Source organism: Pseudacidovorax sp. DMC4, assembly GCF_056314265.1.
The window spans coordinates 235048-250523 of sequence record NZ_JBQUYR010000009.1; the positions used below are offsets into that span (position 1 = coordinate 235048).

Below are 15476 nucleotides of genomic sequence, written 5' to 3' on the forward strand. Positions count from 1 at the left end.
CAGAAAGGGCCGCGATGCGGCCCTTTCTGTTGCTGAGCGATGGGGTCGCTCAGGCTGCCATGATGGTCACGGACTTGGTGTTGAGGTAAGCCTCCACGGCCTCCGGGCCGCCCTCGGAGCCGTAGCCGGAATCCTTGACGCCACCGAAGGGCATCTCGGGCGTGGGCGTGGCGGGCTGGTTGATCCAGACCATGCCGGCCTCGATGCGCTGCGACAGCAGGTGCGCGTTCTTGATCGAGCGCGTGTACGCATACGAGGACAGGCCGAAGGGCAGGCGGTTGGCTTCGGCGATGGCGTCCTCGAGCGCGTCGAAGCCGCGGATGGCCGCCACGGGGCCGAAGGGCTCGTCGTTGAACACCGAGGCGTCCAGCGGCACGTCGTCCAGCACGGTGGGCGCGAAGAAGTTGCCTTCGCTGCCGATGCGCTCGCCGCCGGCCACCACCTTGGCGCCCTTGGCGCGCGCGTCCTGCACCACGTTGGCCATGGCCGTCAGGCGGCGCGAATTGGCCAGCGGGCCCATCGACGTGCCTTCGGCGAGGCCGTCGCCGACCTTCAGGCCCTGCGCATGCTTGACCAGCGCGGCGGTGAACTCGGCCTTGATGCTGTTGTGCACCAGGAAGCGCGTGGGCGAGATGCAGACCTGGCCGGCATTGCGGAACTTGGCGGCACCGGCGGCCTTGACGGCCAGGGCGATGTCGGCGTCGTCGGCCACGATCACCGGCGCATGGCCGCCCAGTTCCATGGTGGCGCGCTTCATGTGCTGGCCGGCCATCGCGGCCAGTTGCTTGCCCACCGGGGTGGAGCCGGTGAAGGTGATCTTGCGGATCACCGGATGCGGGATCAGGTAGCTGGAGATCTCGGCCGGATCACCGAACACCAGGCCGACCACGCCGGCCGGCACGCCGGCGTCGACGAAGGCCTTGATCAGGGCGGCGGGCGAGGCGGGCGTCTCTTCGGGCGCCTTCACCAGGAAGGAGCAGCCGGCGGCCAGCGCGGCGCCCAGCTTGCGCACCACCTGGTTGATGGGGAAGTTCCAGGGCGTGAAGGCCGCGACGGGGCCGACCGGCTCCTTGATGACCAGCGACTGCGCGGCCAGGTTGCGCGAGGGCACGATGCGGCCGTACACGCGGCGGCCTTCGTCGGCGAACCATTCGATGATGTCGGCGGCGGCCACGACTTCGATGCGGGCCTCGGCCAGGGGCTTGCCCTGTTCCTGCGTCAGCAGCGGCGCGATCTCGTTGGCGCGCTCGCGCACCAGGCCCGCGGCCTTGCGCATGAGGGCGGCGCGCTCGTGCGCCGGCGTGAAGCGCCAGGCCTCGAAGCCCTTCTGCGCCGCGGCCAGGGCGCGGTCCAGGTCCTCCTTGCCCGCATGGGCCACCTTGCCGATGGGCTGGCCGGTGGCCGGGTTGATCACGTCCAGAGTCTTGCCGCTGGCGGCATCGACCCATTCGTTGGCGATCAGGAGCTGGGTGTTGGGATAGGAAGCGGTCATGCGCGTCGTCGTCCTTGGTGGTCGGTCGGGAGGAGCGGCAGGGGCCAGGGCCGAGAGGCTCGGCGAAGTGCCGCAAGGCGGGAGAGAACGAACAATGCTACCCGCTCGCCACGCCGGTCGCAGGGCCGCGCGCGCAAGTCCGGGCGGCACGAGGCCCCGCGGATAATCGCCTCCCCCTTCTTCCCGCCCCCTTCGCCATGACCGCACGCCGCGCCGCAGCCCCCGTCGCCGACGACAGCTCGCACAACGCGGCCCGGCAGGCCATCCTGGAGGCAGCCCGCGCCGAGTTCGCGGCCAAGGGCCTGGCCGGTGCCCGCGTCAACGAGATCGCGGCACGGGCGGGCGTGAACAAGCAGCTGCTGTACTACTACTTCGGCAACAAGGAAGACCTCTACCGCACCGCCCTGGAAGCGGTCTACGCCGAGATCCGTTCGCTGGAGCGGGACCTGCACCTCGGCGACATGGAACCCACCGCCGCCATGGCGGCGCTCATCGGCTTCTCCTTCGACTACCTGGCCCGCCACCCCGACTTCATCGGGCTGCTCAACCACGAGAACGCGCACGGCGCCGCCCATGTGCGCGACTCGGCGGCGATCCGCGACACCAACTCCCCGCTGATCGAGCTCATCGCCCAGACGCTCGCGCGCGGCATGGCGGCGGGCGTCTTCCGCGCCGGCATCGATGCGGTGGAGCTGTACGTGTCGGTTGCCGGCATGTCGTACTTCTTCTTCTCGAACCGGTTGACCCTGTCCTCCATCTTCGGCCGCGACCTGTGCGAGGGCGGGGCCGTCGAGTCCTACCGCGCCCATGTGGTGAGCTTTGCCATGGCCGGGCTGCGCCCCTGAAGGTGCCCCTTGCTGGCGCGGGCCCCGCGGGCCTGCAGCCGGCCCCACCTGCCATTCGCCCATTTTCAACCAAACGGTTGACAGCATCGGAAGCGGTGCCTACAGTGCATCTCCAAGGCGCCGGAACCGGTGCCGCGGAGTCACCCATGAGCCCAAGCCTTTCCCCCGCGGCGCCTGCGTCCGCGGCCCTGCTGGACCCCACGCAACTGCCCGAGCGCTTCGATTCGGTGGAGGCGCTGGATGCCTTCCTGGCCCGTCCGACCCAGGCCCTGATGGACGATCTGGCCGCGGTCGAAGGCGACCTGATGATCCTGGGCGTGGCCGGCAAGATGGGCCCGACGCTGGCCCGGCTGGCCCGCAACGCCGCGCCGCACAAGCGCGTGATCGGCGTGGCCCGCTTCAGCGACCCGGCGGTGCGCGAACAGCTGGAGGCCTGGGGCGTGCACACCATCGCCTGCGACCTGCTCGACCGCGACGCGCTGCAGGCCCTGCCGAAGGTGCCCAACATCGTCTTCGCCGCCGGCCACAAGTTCGGCGCCAAGGACAACCAGGCCCTGACCTGGGCCATGAACACCCATGTGCCGGCGCTGGTGGCCGACACCTTCCGCGAATCGCGCATCGTGGCCTTCTCCACCGGCAACATCTATCCGCTGACGCCGGTCGGGCGCCAGGGGGCCTCGGAGCTGACCCCGCCGGCGCCCATCGGCGAATACGCCCAGTCCTGCATCGGCCGCGAGCGCATGTTCCAGTACTTCGGCGCGCGCCATGGCACGCCGGGGCGGCTGTTCCGCCTCAACTACGCCATCGACATGCGCTACGGCGTGCTGCACGACATCGCCGCCAAGGTGCACCGGGGCGAGACCATCGACCTGGCCATGGGCCATGTGAACGTGATCTGGCAGGGCGACGCCAATGCCCAGGCGCTGCGCAGCCTGCGCCACTGCACCACGCCGCCCTCGCCCATCAACTGCACCGGCCCCGAGACCCTCTCCGTGCGCTGGCTGGTCGAGGAATTCGCCCGCCGCATGGACGTGCCGGTGCGGGTGAGCGGGCAGGAGGCGCCCACCGCCCTGCTGTCGGACACCACGCAGGCCACCCGCCTCTTCGGCTATCCCGTCGTGCCGCTGGGCGCGATGCTCGACTGGGTGGCCGACTGGGTGATCCAGCAACGCCCCAGCCTGCACAAGCCGACCAAGTTCGAGGTGCGGGATGGCGCCTTCTGAGGCGACCCGCGCCGACGCCGAGCCGACGCGCGCGGTGCGGCTGGGCGACGCGGACGTGTTCGCCGGCGTGGCGCTGTCGGATGCCGCGGGCTGGAACCAGACGGCCGACGACTGGGCCTTCTTCGCGCGCCACGGCGTCGCCATCGGCCGGCGCACGGCACGCAGCGAGCTGGTGGCCACCGCGGCCGTGCTGCCCTATGGGCCACTGGCCTGGATCTCCATGGTGCTGGTCGACCGCGAATGGCGCCATCGGGGCCTGGCCAGCGACCTGCTCCGTGAGGCGCTGGCACACCTGGACGAGCACCGGCTCACCCCCGTCCTCGATGCCACGCCGGCCGGCCAGGCGGTGTACGAGCGCCTCGGCTTCCGCCCCGGCTTCGGCTTCTGCCGCTGGGCGGGCGAGGCCGGCCGACATCCTGCCCCGGTGGTGGACAGCGCGGTGCGGCCCGCCAGCGGCGACGACGAAGACGCATTGACCACCCTCGACCGCAACGCGAGCGGCCTCACGCGCGGCCTGCTGCTGCGCGACCTGCTGGCCCGCCGCGGCACGCGGACGTGGCTGCGGGCGGGCGACGGCGGCCCTTCGGCCTTCGTCATCGCGCGCGAAGGCCGGCGGGCCTGGCAGATCGGCCCCCTGGTGGCGCCCACGAACGCCCAGGCCCAGGCGCTGCTGCAGACCGCCCTGACCGAACTGGACGGCCCGGTCTTCATCGACGTGCCGGATGCCCACACCGCCCTGCGCGCATGGCTCGGCGCCCAGGGCTTCGCCGTGCAGCGGCCCTTCGTGCGCATGGCGCGGGCGCAGACCCTGCCCGACTGCGTGACCCAACCCTCGGCCGCTCTCTTTGCCGTGGCCGGCCCCGAATTCGGATGACCCCATGCCTCTTGCCGACGACGCCGTGACCCATGCCCGCCAGCTGCTGCAGCGCGGCCTGGCCATTCCTGCCCACCCGCTCGCCCTGGATGCGCAGCGACAGCTGGACGAGCGCCGCCAGCGCGCCCTCACCCGCTACTACCTCGACGCCGGCGCCGGCGGCCTCGCCGTGGGCGTGCACACCACGCAGTTCGCCATCCGCGAGCGGGGGCTGTACGCGCCGGTGCTGAGGCTGGCGGCCGAGACGGCCCGCGACTGGATGGGCTCGCAGCGGGAACTCGCGCTCGTCGCCGGGCTGTGCGGCCCGACCGCCCAGGCCCGGGCCGAGGCCCGGCTGGCGCGCGAGCTGGGCTACCACGCCGGCCTGCTGAGCCTGGCCGCCCTGAGCGACCGCAGCGAGGACGAACTCATCGCCCACTGCCAGGCCGTGGCGGCCGAGCTGCCGCTGGTGGGCTTCTACCTGCAGCCGGCGGTCGGCGGCCGGGTGCTCAGCGCAGGCTTCTGGGCCCGCTTCGCGGCCATCGAGCAGGTGGTCGCCATCAAGGTGGCGCCCTTCCACCGATACCGCACCCTGGACGTGGTGCGCGGCCTGGTGGCGGCACGGGCCGAGGAACGGGTGACGCTCTACACCGGCAATGACGACCACATCGTGCTGGACCTGCTCACGCCGTTCACCGTGATGCGCGACGGCGCACCGGTCACAGTGCGCTTTCGCGGCGGGCTGCTGGGGCACTGGTCGGTCTGGACGCAGAAGGCCGTGCAGCTGCTGCAACGCTGCCAGGCCACGGTCGCGGCCGGCGCCGTGCCGGCCGAGCTGCTGGCACTGGACAGCCGCGTCACCGACTGCAACAGCGCCTTCTTCGACGTCGCCAACGACTTCCGCGGCTGCATCGCCGGCTGCCATGAGATCCTGCGCCGCCAGGGCCTGCTCGAAGGCATCTGGTGCCTCGATCCGCAGGAGGGTCTGAGCCCCGGCCAGGCCGACGCGCTGGATCGCGTGTGCCGCGAGCACGCCGACCTGTCCGACGACGAATTCGTGGCCGCGAACCGCGACCGCTGGCTCCGCTGAAACCCCACTCCAGGAACGCCGCATGCACCGTCTGCGCCAGGCCCTCGCCCACTACCTGCCGGCCGTGGGCATCTTCGTCGGCTTCGTGCTCCTGTGGCAGCTGGCGGTGTCGGTCTTCGACATCCGCGAGTACCTGCTGCCCAGCCCGGGGGCCGTGCTGCAGGCCATGGTGAGCCAGGAGATCCCGTGGCTGCAGCATGCCTGGATCACCGCGGTGGAGATCCTCGGCGCCTTCGTGCTGGCCGGCGCTTCCGGCGTGCTGCTGGGCATGGCCATCGCGTGGTCGCCCGGGCTCTCGCGGGCCCTCACGCCCTTCCTGGTCTTCGTCAACACCCTGCCCAAGGTGGCGATCGCGCCGCTGTTCCTGATGTGGCTGGGCTACGGCATCCTCCCCAACATGCTGATCGGCGCGCTCATCGGGTTCTTCCCGGTGGTCATCAACACCGCTGTCGGCCTCACGCAGATCGACCAGGACCTGGTGGACCTGGGCCGCGTGTTCAGCGCGCCCAAGTGGAAGGTCTTCCTCAAGATCCGCATTCCCAATGCCTATCCCTACATCCTGAGCGCGCTGAAGGTCACCGCCACCTCGGCCGTGGTGGGCGCCATCGTGGGCGAGTTCGTCGCCTCGCAGAAGGGCCTGGGCTACGTGATCATCACCACGCAGAGCAGCATGAACACGCCGGCCGCCTTCGCCGCGCTGGTGTGGATCTCCCTGCTGGGCCTGCTGCTGTACGGCCTGGTGGCCGGCCTGTCGCGCCTGCTCGCGCCCTGGGCCGAGGACCGCGCCGGCTGAGGCGCCGCCCATTCCCGAATCCTCCTTCACCGCTTCGTCCTCCCTCCCCAGAAAGGAAGCTGCCATGCCTCTTCGTTCCGCCGCCCTGCAGGCCACCGTGGCCGGCCTCGCGCTGCTGTCGGCCCACGGCCCGGCCCTCGCCCAGCCCAAGGAGAAGTTCACGCTGGCGCTCAACTGGTTCGCCGTGGGCGACCACGCGGCCTACTGGGTGGCGCTGGACAAGGGCTACTACGCCCAGCGCGGCCTGGATGTGAGCATCGAGGCCTCCAAGGGCTCGGGCGACGCCATCGCCAAGGTGGACACCGGCCGCGCCGACGCCGGCCTGGCCGATGCCGTGCCGATCATCTCGGCCGTCTCGCGCGGCGCGCGGGTCAAGATCGTGGGCATCGTCTTCGACAAGACGCCCATGACCTTCTTCAGCCGCAGCGACGCACCGCTGGTGAAGCCCACCGACCTCGAGGGCAAGACCGTGGGTGCGCCGGCCGGCGACAGCCAGCGGCTGGCCTTTCCGGCCTTCGCGCGGCTGAACAGGATCGACCCGCAGAAAGTCACCTGGGTCAACATCGAGCCCACGGCCAAGGTGGCGTCCATCGCCGAGAAGCGCATGGATGGGGTGGCCGACTACACGACGGGCCAGCCCTTCTACGACAAGGCGATGGGCGAGGGCAAGGTGGTGCGCATGGCCTGGGCGGACCATGGCTTCGACCTGTATGCCATGTCGCTCATGGCCAGCGACAAGACCATCGCCGAGCGGCCCCAGCAGCTGCGGGCCTTTCTTGAGGCCTCGTACCAGGGCTGGCGCGACGTCATGAGCAACCCGGAGGAGGCCCTGGCCATCTACAAGAAGCGGGTGCCGGAGATCGACGTGAACGTGATCCGCGCCAACATGCTGCTCGGCTTCGATCTGATGCGCACCCGCAACTTCGCCGACAACGGCCTGGGCGCCATCGACGACAAGAAGATGTGCGCGTCGGTCGACATCGTCAACACCTACATGGGGCTGCCCCGCAAGGTGGACTGCCAGGCCGTCTACACCAAGGGCCTGCTGGCCAAGGTGGCACTGCCGCTGGCCGCGAAGTGAGCGCGCGTCACGAAGGCGGCATCGGCATGGCCTCCACCGCTTCCCCGCCGCCCGGCCCCGGCACGGCGCGGCCGCTGATCGAGGTCGACCATGCCGGCATGGTCTACCCCGCTGAAAGCGGCCCGGTCGAGGCGCTGCGCGACATCTCGCTGTCCATCCACGAGGGCGAGTTCGTCGCGCTGGTCGGGCCGAGCGGCTGCGGCAAGTCCACGCTCATGCGCGCCATGGCCGGGCTGCGGCCGGTGACCAGCGGGCAGGTGCGCGTGCAGGGCGTGCCGGTGGACAAGCCCATTCCACAGGTGGGCATGGTCTTCCAGGCGGCGCTGCTGCTGAAGTGGCGCAGCGTGCTGGACAACGTGCTGCTGCCGGTGGAGCTCGCCGGCCTGGACCGTGCCCGCTACCGCGAGCGCGCGCATGAACTGCTGCGGCTGGTGGGGCTCGGCGACTTTGCCGGCAAGCGGCCCGGCGAACTCTCCGGCGGCATGCAGCAGCGCGCTGCGATGTGCCGCGCACTCATCCTGGACCCGCCCATCCTGCTGATGGACGAGCCCTTCGGCGCGCTCGACGCCATGACGCGCGACGACATGAACCTGGAACTGCTGCGCATCTGGGGCCAGGACCAGCCCCGCGCCGCGCGCAAGACCATCGTCTTCGTGACGCACTCCATTCCCGAGGCCGTGTTCCTGGCCGACCGGGTGGTGGTGATGTCGCCGCGCCCGGGCCGCGTGGCGGAGATCCACGACGTGTCCATCGCCCGCCCACGCACCGCCCGGACGCGGGCCACGCCCGAGCTGGGGCAACTGGCCTTCCGCATCTACACCGAGCTGTCCGGCAGCGCCGGCCGCGGCGACGAAGGCCGCGACGGGCCGCACTGGTAGGCGGCGCATCCAATGGACGCGCCGCGCCTTCGCGTCACGGCGGTGGACCTGTTCGAGTCCACCTACCGCATGCGCCTGCCCTTTCGCTTCGGGGCCATCACGGTCACGGGCGGCCAGCAGGCCATCGTGCGGCTGCGCATCCGGCTACCGGACGGCCGGGAAGGCGAAGGCTTCGCGGCCGACGCCCTGGCCGCCAAGTGGTTCGACAAGGATGCACGCCTGTCGGACGAGGACAACCAGCACCAGCTGCGCGCCTCGCTGCAGCAGGCGCGCGAGGCCTACCTGGCCGCGCCGCCGCTGAGCGCCTTCGCCCTGTTCGCGCAGCACCACGGCCCCTTGCAGCAGGCCGGGGCACGCCGGGGGCTCAATCCGCTGGTGGCCAGCTATGGGCCGGCCCTGCTCGACCGGGCGGTGCTCGACGCGCTGTGCCGGCTGGAAGGCGTCGGGCTCTGGCAGGCGCTGCACGCCAACCTGCCCGGCATCGAGGCCGCCTCCGTGGCGCCCGACCTGGCGCGACTGGACCTGCCCTCCTTCCTGGCGGGGCAGCAACCGCTGCGGCGCCTGGCCGCTCGCCACACGGTGGGCCTGCTCGACCCGATCACCGCCGCGGACGTGGCCGCCGACGCCCAGGTGCACGACGGCCTGCCGCAGACGCTGGAAGAGGTGATCGCCGCCTACGGCAACCGGCACTTCAAGATCAAGCTCTCCGGCCAGCCCGGGGCCGACCTCCCACGCCTGGGCCGCATCGCGGCGCTGCTCGACACCCAGCCGCCCGGCTGGGCCGTGACGCTGGACGGCAACGAGCAGTTCGAGGACGCCGCGGCCGTGCTCGCGCTGTGGCGCCAGATGCGCGCCGATCCCGCGCTGGTGTCGCTGTGCGCCGCCGTGCGCTTCATCGAGCAACCCATCGCCCGCGGCCGTGCGCTTACCGCGCCGCTGCCGGACCTGCACAGCCTGCCGCCGCTGCTCATCGACGAGTCGGACGGCGAACTGGACGCCTTCGTGCGCGCCCGTCAACTGGGCTACCGCGGCGTCTCGACCAAGGCCTGCAAGGGCTTCTACAAGTCCATCCTGAACCGGGCGCGCTGCCTGCTGTGGAACGCGGCGAGCCCGGCCGACCCCTGCTTCATGTCGGCGGAAGACCTCACCACACTGCCGGGGCTGGCCTTGCAGCAGGACCTGGCCCTGGTCGCCTGGCTGGGCATCGGCGACGTGGAGCGCAATGCGCACCACTTCGTGGACGGGTTCCAGGGCCGGCCGGTGGCCGAGGCGCAGGCCTTCCTCGCTGCACACCCCGACCTGTACCAGGCCACGCCCGCCGGCCCGCGGCTTCGGATCGTGGGCGGCGAACTGGCCGTCGGCTCGCTCGCGGCGGCCGGCTTCGGCACAACGGTGTCTCCTACGTTGGACGAGACGCCGGCGATGCCCGCGTCGGCCTGGCCGGCCGGCTGATCCGATCAGCGCCGGGCCACCAGCGCGTCGCGCGCCGCCTGCGCGAAGCCGGCGCCGCGCTCGCCCTCGGCCACGTAGTGCGGCAGGTGCGACAGATGCGGCACGAAGCGCGCCACGTTGGCCACGCCGATGCTGTGGTCGAAGGCCTGGAACATCAGCGCATCGTTGGTCGAATCGCCCACGTAAGCCCAGCGCTCCATCTCGGCGCCCAAGTCGCGGCCCCAGAGTTCGCGCACGATCCAGCGCGCTCCCGACAGCTTGTTGTGCTCGCCGTACCAGCCGTTGATGTGGATGCTGCTCACGGTGGCGTGCATGCCCTCGTGCCGCATGGCCATCACCACCTTGTCGATCTGCGCCTCGGACAGCTGCGTGAACTCGCTGTGGTCGATGGCGATGTCGCATTCGCGGCCCGCGCTGTCGGTGGCGCGGCGCGCGCCCGGGATGCTGGCCTCGATGTGCGCCAGCACGGCCTGCATGCGCGCGAAGTTGGCGGCGCGGGTGGCGGCGTCCTGCTGGTAGCGCTTGTGCAGCATGCGCACACAGCCCGGCTGCCAGGTGCCTTCGGGCACCAGCGCCACGGCGCCGTTCTCCGCCACGATGGCGTCGAGCGGCCAGCGGGCCGCGAAGGGCTCGCTCCAGCCCACGGGCCGGCCGGTGATGGCCACCACCTGCAGGCCGGCGGCCTGCAGTGCAGCCAGCGCATCCAGGGCATCGGGCGTGATGGCGCCGTCGGTGGTCAGCGTGTCGTCGATGTCGGTGAACACGCCCACCAGACCGCGGCGGGCGGCTTCGGGCCAGTCGGCCAACGGCCGCATCGTCTCGTGCCCCATCAGCCGGCCGTCTGCAGCGCCAGGCCGGCGTGCTCGCGCAGGGGATGAAAGTGGATCTTGGGAAAGCGCTCCTGCGCCAGTCGCACGTCGTAGGGGCTGGTGCAGAGGAAGGCCAGCGTGTCGGCCGCGTCGCGTGCCATGCGCATGGGGTAGGCGTTCTCGAACTCGCGCAGCTCGGCTGGCGTGTCGGCCGTGATCCAGCGCGCGCCGGTGTACTGGCAGCCTTCGAGGCGGATGTCGCAGTCGTACTCGGTGTTCAGGCGGTGCTGCACCACTTCGAACTGCAGCTGGCCCACGGCGCCCAGCAGCATGTTGCCGCCGGCCTCGGGCTTGAAGACCTGGATGGCGCCCTCCTCGCCCAGCTGCATCAGGCCCTGCTGCAGCTGCTTGGTGCGCAGCGGGTTCTTGAGCACCACGGTCATGAACATTTCGGGCGCGAAGAAGGGCAGGCCGGTGAACTGCAGGCTGGCGCCGTCGGTGAGGGTGTCGCCCAGCTGCACGCCGCCATGGGTGGTGAAGCCCACGATGTCGCCGGCATAGGCCTCTTCCACCGCCTCCCGGCGCTGGCTCATGAAGGTCACGACGCTGGTGGGCCGCAGCTCCTTGGCGGTGCGCTGCACGCGCAGCTTCATGCCCGGCTGGTACTTGCCGGAGGCGATGCGCACGAAGGCGATGCGGTCGCGGTGGTTGGCGTCCATGTTGGCCTGCACCTTGAAGACCACGCCAGCGAAGTCCTTGTCCTCGGGCTGGATCTCCTTGACCACCGGCTGGCGGTTGACCAGCGTGGTGCTGGTGCGCGGGCGCGGCGCGGGCGCCAGGTCCACCAGCGCGTCCAGGACCTCCATCACACCGAAGTTGTTGACGCCGGAGCCGAAGAACACGGGCGTCTGCTTGCCGGCGAGAAAGGCCTCGTGGTCCCACTCGGGCGAGGCGCCGGTGGCCAGTTCCATGCTCTCCAGGGCGCTGTCGAACTCGGCGCCGAAGCGGGCGCGCAGCTTGTCGGTGTCGCGCAGCGGGATGGTCTCGAAGTCCTGCGGGCGGCGCTCGCTGCCGGACTCGAACACGGTCATGGCCTGCGTGCGCAGGTTGATGATGCCGCCGAAGCTCTTGCCCTGGCCCACGGGCCAGGTCATGGGCACGCAGGGCATGCCCAGCTCGCGCTCCACCTCGTCGAGGATGTCCAGGGGCTCGCGCACCTCGCGGTCCATCTTGTTCACGAACGTGATGATGGGCGTGTCGCGCTGGCGGCAGACCTCGATCAGCCGGCGGGTCTGCGATTCCACGCCGTTGGCGGCGTCGATGACCATCAGGGCCGAGTCCACGGCGGTGAGCACGCGGTAGGTGTCTTCGGAGAAGTCCTTGTGGCCGGGCGTGTCGAGCAGGTTGACCACGTGCTCGCGGTAGCTCATCTGCATCACCGAGCTGGCCACCGAGATGCCGCGCTGCTTCTCGATCTCCATCCAGTCCGAGGTGGCGTGGCGGCTGGCCTTGCGGCCCTTGACGGCGCCAGCGATCTGGATCGCGCCCGAGAACAGCAGCAGCTTTTCCGTCAGCGTGGTCTTGCCCGCGTCGGGGTGGGAAATGATGGCGAAGGTGCGGCGGCGGCGCGTTTCGGCGGCGTAGGGAGAGGACACAGGCGGGCTCCAGGGCAACCCGCCATTTTCGCAGACGGCAGCGCGCCCGCCGTGCGGACCGGGGCTTTGGGGCGGCGCTCGCGCCGGGCGATCAGCCCAGGGCCGGCACGGGCTGCGCCGCGCGGCGGCCCTGCTGGCGCACGCGGGGCGTCCAGTCGAGCAGCTCCAGCCGGCCGTCGGCATGCTCGGCCAGCGCCGTCAGGCTCTCGACCCAGTCGCCGTCGTTGCAGTACAGGATGCCGGCGATCTCGCGCATCTCGGCATGGTGGATGTGGCCGCAGACCACGCCCTGCATGCCGCGGCGCTCGGCCTCGCGGGCCACGGCCTGCTCGAAGTCGCCCATGTAGCTCACGGCGCGCTTGACCTTGTGCTTGAGGTACTTGGACAGCGACCAGTACGGCAGGCCGATGCGCGCGCGCAGCGAATTGAAATGCCGGTTCAGGCGCAGCGTGAATTCGTAGAGCGAGTCGCCCACGTAGGCCAGCCACTTGGCGCACTGGATGACGCCGTCGAACAGGTCGCCATGGATCACCCAGAGCTTGCGGCCGTCGGCCGTCTCGTGCACCCATTCGTCGGCGACCTCGATGCCGCCGAAGTTGTGGTGCAGGTACTTGCGGGCGAACTCGTCGTGGTTGCCCGGGATGAAGATCACCCGCGTGCCCTTGCGCGCCTTGCGCAGCAGCTTCTGCACCACGTCGTTGTGGGCCTGCGGCCAGTACCAGTGGCGCTTGAGCTGCCAGCCGTCGACGATGTCGCCCACGAGGTACAGCGTCTCGCACTCGGTGTTCTTCAGGAAGTCGAGCAGGGCGTTGGCCTGGCAGCCGGGCGTGCCCAGGTGCAGGTCGGAAATCCACAGCGTGCGAAAGCGCAGCACGGGGCGCTCGCCCCCGCCTTCGTCCTCGCCGGCATCGGACAGGCGACCGGCGTTGTCTTGCCAGGCGCGCAGGAAGGCGTCGTCGCGTTGCATGGGCCGTCAGCATCGGCGGCCTGCGTGACGCCCTCGTGGCGTTCGCGCGAAGAAGGCGTGACGGTGGTCGGGCCGTAAGCACCACCGTCGGTGGGCGCGGAGCCCCGCGGTTGGCACGCCGTTCAGAGACGGGCGCTCAGGCGCTGCAGCGCTGCACTTCGACGGTGGAGTGCCGGATTTCCTCGTGCATCGAGAAGCAGGCGCGCACGCCGTCGGCGTCCAGTGTGGGCGAGTGCGTGACGACCGTCACCGCGCAGGCATAGGCCCCGCGGCCCACGCGCCAGACATGCAGATCGGCCACACGGGTGTGCGAATCGGCCAGGCCGGTCTCGATGCCCTCGCGGATCTCCTCGGTGACCGGATGGTCCATCTCGCGGTCCAGTAGCACCGCGCTGGTCTGGCGCAGGAGGCTGCGCGCCCAGTTGGCCACCAGCACCGCGCCGACCACGCCCATCACCGGGTCGAGCCAGGCCCAGCCCAGGAACCAGCCGCCCAGCAGCGCGGCGATGGCCAGCACCGAGGTGGCGGCATCGGCCAGCACGTGCAGGTAGGCCGAGCGCAGGTTCAGGTCGTGGTGGTGGCCATGGTCGTGTCCGTGCTCACCGTGACCGTACCCATGCCCGCCGTGTGCATGGCCATGGCCATGGCCATGGCCATGGCCGTGTCCGTGGTCATGCCCGTGCGCGCCCGCCAGCAGCCAGGCACACAGCAGGTTCACCGCCAGGCCCAGCGCGGCCACGATCACCGCCTCGCGGTAATGGATCGGCTCCGGCGACCACAGCCGCTCCAGCGAGCCGAAGACCATCAGGCCCGCGACCACCAGCAGGAAGACCGCGCTGGCAAAGCCGCCCAGCACCTCGATCTTCCAGGTGCCGAAGGCGAAGCGCCGGTCGCGCGCCAGGCGGCGCGCCGCGGTGTAGGCGAAGGCACTGACGCCGATGGCCACCGCATGCGAGCTCATGTGCCAGCCGTCGGCCAGCAGCGCCATGGAGTTGAACCACCAGCCGGCGGCGATCTCCATGACCATCGCGGCGGCGGTGATGGCGAGCACCCAGCGGGTGCTGCGCTCGGCGGCGGGGTTGCCGGTGTCGAACTGATGGCTGTGCTGCCAGGGGCTGAGGTCGTGGGTATGCATGGCGGCGGCGATTCTGGCAGCCGCCCCGCCGTCCGGCTAGCTGCCGAACAAGTCCCCGTCGGCGCTGCGGCTGCTGGGCGCCGCCACGCCGAGGTGGCGGTAGGCCGCCAGCGTGGCGATGCGCCCGCGCGGCGTGCGCTGCAGGTAGCCCTGCTGGATCAGGTAGGGCTCGATCACGTCTTCGATGGTGCCGGACTCCTCGCCAATGCTGGCACCGATGTTGTCCAGGCCCACAGGACCGCCGTCGAAGCGGTGGATCACCGCTTCCAGCAGCTTGCGGTCCATCAGGTCGAAGCCTTCGGGGTCGACGTCGAGCATGGCCAGCGCCTTGTGCGCGATGGACTGGGTGATGCGGCCATCGCCCTTCACGTCGGCATAGTCGCGCACACGGCGCAGCAGCCGGTTGGCGATGCGGGGCGTGCCGCGCGAACGACGGGCGATCTCGAAGGCGCCCTCGGGGTCGATGGGCGCGTTGAGCAGGCCGGCGCTGCGGGTGACGATGAGCGTGAGCTCCTCGGCGGTGTAGAACTCCAGTCGCGCCACGATGCCGAAGCGGTCGCGCAGCGGGTTGGTCAGCATGCCGGCGCGCGTGGTGGCGCCCACCAGCGTGAAGGGCTGCAGGTCGAGCTTGATGCTGCGCGCCGCCGGCCCCTCGCCGATCATGATGTCGATCTGGTAGTCCTCGAGCGCGGGGTACAGGATTTCCTCGACGACCGGCGAGAGCCGGTGGATCTCGTCGATGAAGAGCACATCGTTGGGCTCGAGGTTGGTCAGCAGCGCCGCCAGATCCTTGGGCTTCTCGAGCACCGGGCCGCTGGTCTGGCGCAGGTTGACGCCAAGTTCGGCCGCGACGATGTGCGACAGCGTGGTCTTGCCCAGGCCCGGCGGGCCGAAAAGCAGCACATGGTCGAGCGCCTCGCGCCGCTTGCGGGCGGCACCGATGAAGATCTCGAGCTGCTCGCGCACCTTGGCCTGGCCCACGTATTCCTGCAGCAGCTTGGGCCGCAGGGCGCGCTCGATGGCTTCTTCGTTGGGCGAGGCGGGGGCCGCGGACACCACGCGCTGCGGTACCGGGGCGAAGTCGTCGGTGTGGATGGACATGTCGCGGGGTGAAGCGGCGGATTGTAGGCGGCGCCTGCCGCGGCCGGGACGCGGTCAGCCTGCATTCAGGCGGCAGAATCGACCGCTCCTGCCGCTCACCGT

General features: G+C 70.8%; 14 protein-coding genes. 8 read left to right on the top strand and 6 right to left on the bottom strand.

Going from position 1 to position 15476, the window contains the following annotated elements:
* Window positions 1-49 precede the first annotated feature (49 nt).
* The gene (locus tag ACT54X_RS18510) at window positions 50-1492 is read right to left on the bottom strand and encodes an NAD-dependent succinate-semialdehyde dehydrogenase (protein WP_294372883.1); all 1443 of its coding nucleotides are present in this window, start codon (window positions 1490-1492) and stop codon (window positions 50-52) included.
* A 197-nt stretch (window positions 1493-1689) separates the two neighbouring features.
* Between ACT54X_RS18510 and ACT54X_RS18515 the strand changes: the two genes are divergently transcribed.
* The 8 genes from ACT54X_RS18515 to ACT54X_RS18550 all read left to right on the top strand — a co-directional run bounded on the left by ACT54X_RS18515 (window position 1690) and on the right by ACT54X_RS18550 (window position 9707).
* Window positions 1690-2337: a TetR/AcrR family transcriptional regulator gene (locus tag ACT54X_RS18515; RefSeq protein ID WP_017761386.1), complete on the top strand. Its 648-nt coding sequence runs from the start codon at window positions 1690-1692 to the stop codon at window positions 2335-2337.
* Window positions 2338-2483: 146 nt separating this feature from the next.
* Window positions 2484-3560, top strand: coding sequence for an NAD-dependent epimerase/dehydratase family protein (locus ACT54X_RS18520; RefSeq protein WP_476347759.1), 1077 nt, complete (start codon window positions 2484-2486; stop codon window positions 3558-3560).
* Window positions 3547-4434 (top strand): GNAT family N-acetyltransferase, encoded by an 888-nt coding sequence (locus ACT54X_RS18525; RefSeq protein ID WP_476347761.1) that lies wholly within the window; start codon window positions 3547-3549, stop codon window positions 4432-4434. Before ACT54X_RS18520 ends, ACT54X_RS18525 begins: the two co-directional genes overlap by 14 nt.
* A 4-nt stretch (window positions 4435-4438) precedes the next feature.
* Window positions 4439-5503 carry a dihydrodipicolinate synthase family protein gene (locus ACT54X_RS18530; protein WP_476347763.1) on the top strand — a complete coding sequence of 355 codons (1065 nt, stop codon included), beginning with the start codon at window positions 4439-4441 and terminating at the stop codon, window positions 5501-5503.
* Window positions 5504-5525: 22 nt separating this feature from the next.
* On the top strand, window positions 5526-6296 hold the full coding sequence (locus ACT54X_RS18535; RefSeq protein WP_114802329.1) for an ABC transporter permease: 771 nt from the start codon (window positions 5526-5528) through the stop codon (window positions 6294-6296).
* A 64-nt stretch (window positions 6297-6360) separates the two neighbouring features.
* Window positions 6361-7377, top strand: coding sequence for an ABC transporter substrate-binding protein (locus tag ACT54X_RS18540; RefSeq protein ID WP_294372894.1), 1017 nt, complete (start codon window positions 6361-6363; stop codon window positions 7375-7377).
* 98 nt (window positions 7378-7475) lie between these two features.
* Window positions 7476-8255, top strand: a complete 780-nt coding sequence (locus tag ACT54X_RS18545) for an ABC transporter ATP-binding protein (RefSeq protein ID WP_476347803.1) — start codon at window positions 7476-7478, stop codon at window positions 8253-8255.
* Window positions 8256-8267: 12 nt separating this feature from the next.
* Window positions 8268-9707, top strand: a complete 1440-nt coding sequence (locus ACT54X_RS18550) for an enolase-like domain-containing protein (RefSeq protein ID WP_476347766.1) — start codon at window positions 8268-8270, stop codon at window positions 9705-9707.
* A gap of 5 nt (window positions 9708-9712) precedes the next feature.
* Here the strand turns inward: ACT54X_RS18550 and ACT54X_RS18555 are convergent, their stop codons facing one another.
* From ACT54X_RS18555 to ruvB, 5 genes are all read right to left on the bottom strand, one after another.
* Window positions 9713-10522 carry an HAD-IIB family hydrolase gene (locus tag ACT54X_RS18555; RefSeq protein WP_294372931.1) on the bottom strand — a complete coding sequence of 270 codons (810 nt, stop codon included), beginning with the start codon at window positions 10520-10522 and terminating at the stop codon, window positions 9713-9715.
* Between the two features lie 14 nt (window positions 10523-10536).
* Window positions 10537-12171, bottom strand: coding sequence for a peptide chain release factor 3 (locus ACT54X_RS18560; protein ID WP_354320060.1), 1635 nt, complete (start codon window positions 12169-12171; stop codon window positions 10537-10539).
* A gap of 91 nt (window positions 12172-12262) precedes the next feature.
* Window positions 12263-13138, bottom strand: a complete 876-nt coding sequence (locus tag ACT54X_RS18565; RefSeq protein ID WP_476347768.1) for a UDP-2,3-diacylglucosamine diphosphatase — start codon at window positions 13136-13138, stop codon at window positions 12263-12265.
* Between the two features lie 136 nt (window positions 13139-13274).
* Window positions 13275-14273 carry a CDF family Co(II)/Ni(II) efflux transporter DmeF gene (gene dmeF / locus ACT54X_RS18570; RefSeq protein ID WP_294370429.1) on the bottom strand — a complete coding sequence of 333 codons (999 nt, stop codon included), beginning with the start codon at window positions 14271-14273 and terminating at the stop codon, window positions 13275-13277.
* Window positions 14274-14309: 36 nt separating this feature from the next.
* Window positions 14310-15374, bottom strand: coding sequence for a Holliday junction branch migration DNA helicase RuvB (gene ruvB / locus ACT54X_RS18575; protein ID WP_294370431.1), 1065 nt, complete (start codon window positions 15372-15374; stop codon window positions 14310-14312).
* Between the last annotated feature and the right edge of the window lie 102 nt (window positions 15375-15476).

Coding starts and splice junctions, on each gene's coding strand:
- ACT54X_RS18510 (WP_294372883.1), bottom strand. CDS start 1,492: ATGACCGCTTCCTATCCCAACACCCAGCTCCTGATCGCCAACGAATGG.
- ACT54X_RS18515 (WP_017761386.1), top strand. CDS start 1,690: ATGACCGCACGCCGCGCCGCAGCCCCCGTCGCCGACGACAGCTCGCAC.
- ACT54X_RS18520 (WP_476347759.1), top strand. CDS start 2,484: ATGAGCCCAAGCCTTTCCCCCGCGGCGCCTGCGTCCGCGGCCCTGCTG.
- ACT54X_RS18525 (WP_476347761.1), top strand. CDS start 3,547: ATGGCGCCTTCTGAGGCGACCCGCGCCGACGCCGAGCCGACGCGCGCG.
- ACT54X_RS18530 (WP_476347763.1), top strand. CDS start 4,439: ATGCCTCTTGCCGACGACGCCGTGACCCATGCCCGCCAGCTGCTGCAG.
- ACT54X_RS18535 (WP_114802329.1), top strand. CDS start 5,526: ATGCACCGTCTGCGCCAGGCCCTCGCCCACTACCTGCCGGCCGTGGGC.
- ACT54X_RS18540 (WP_294372894.1), top strand. CDS start 6,361: ATGCCTCTTCGTTCCGCCGCCCTGCAGGCCACCGTGGCCGGCCTCGCG.
- ACT54X_RS18545 (WP_476347803.1), top strand. CDS start 7,476: ATGGTCTACCCCGCTGAAAGCGGCCCGGTCGAGGCGCTGCGCGACATC.
- ACT54X_RS18550 (WP_476347766.1), top strand. CDS start 8,268: ATGGACGCGCCGCGCCTTCGCGTCACGGCGGTGGACCTGTTCGAGTCC.
- ACT54X_RS18555 (WP_294372931.1), bottom strand. CDS start 10,522: ATGCGGCCGTTGGCCGACTGGCCCGAAGCCGCCCGCCGCGGTCTGGTG.
- ACT54X_RS18565 (WP_476347768.1), bottom strand. CDS start 13,138: ATGCAACGCGACGACGCCTTCCTGCGCGCCTGGCAAGACAACGCCGGT.
- dmeF (WP_294370429.1), bottom strand. CDS start 14,273: ATGCATACCCACGACCTCAGCCCCTGGCAGCACAGCCATCAGTTCGAC.
- ruvB (WP_294370431.1), bottom strand. CDS start 15,374: ATGTCCATCCACACCGACGACTTCGCCCCGGTACCGCAGCGCGTGGTG.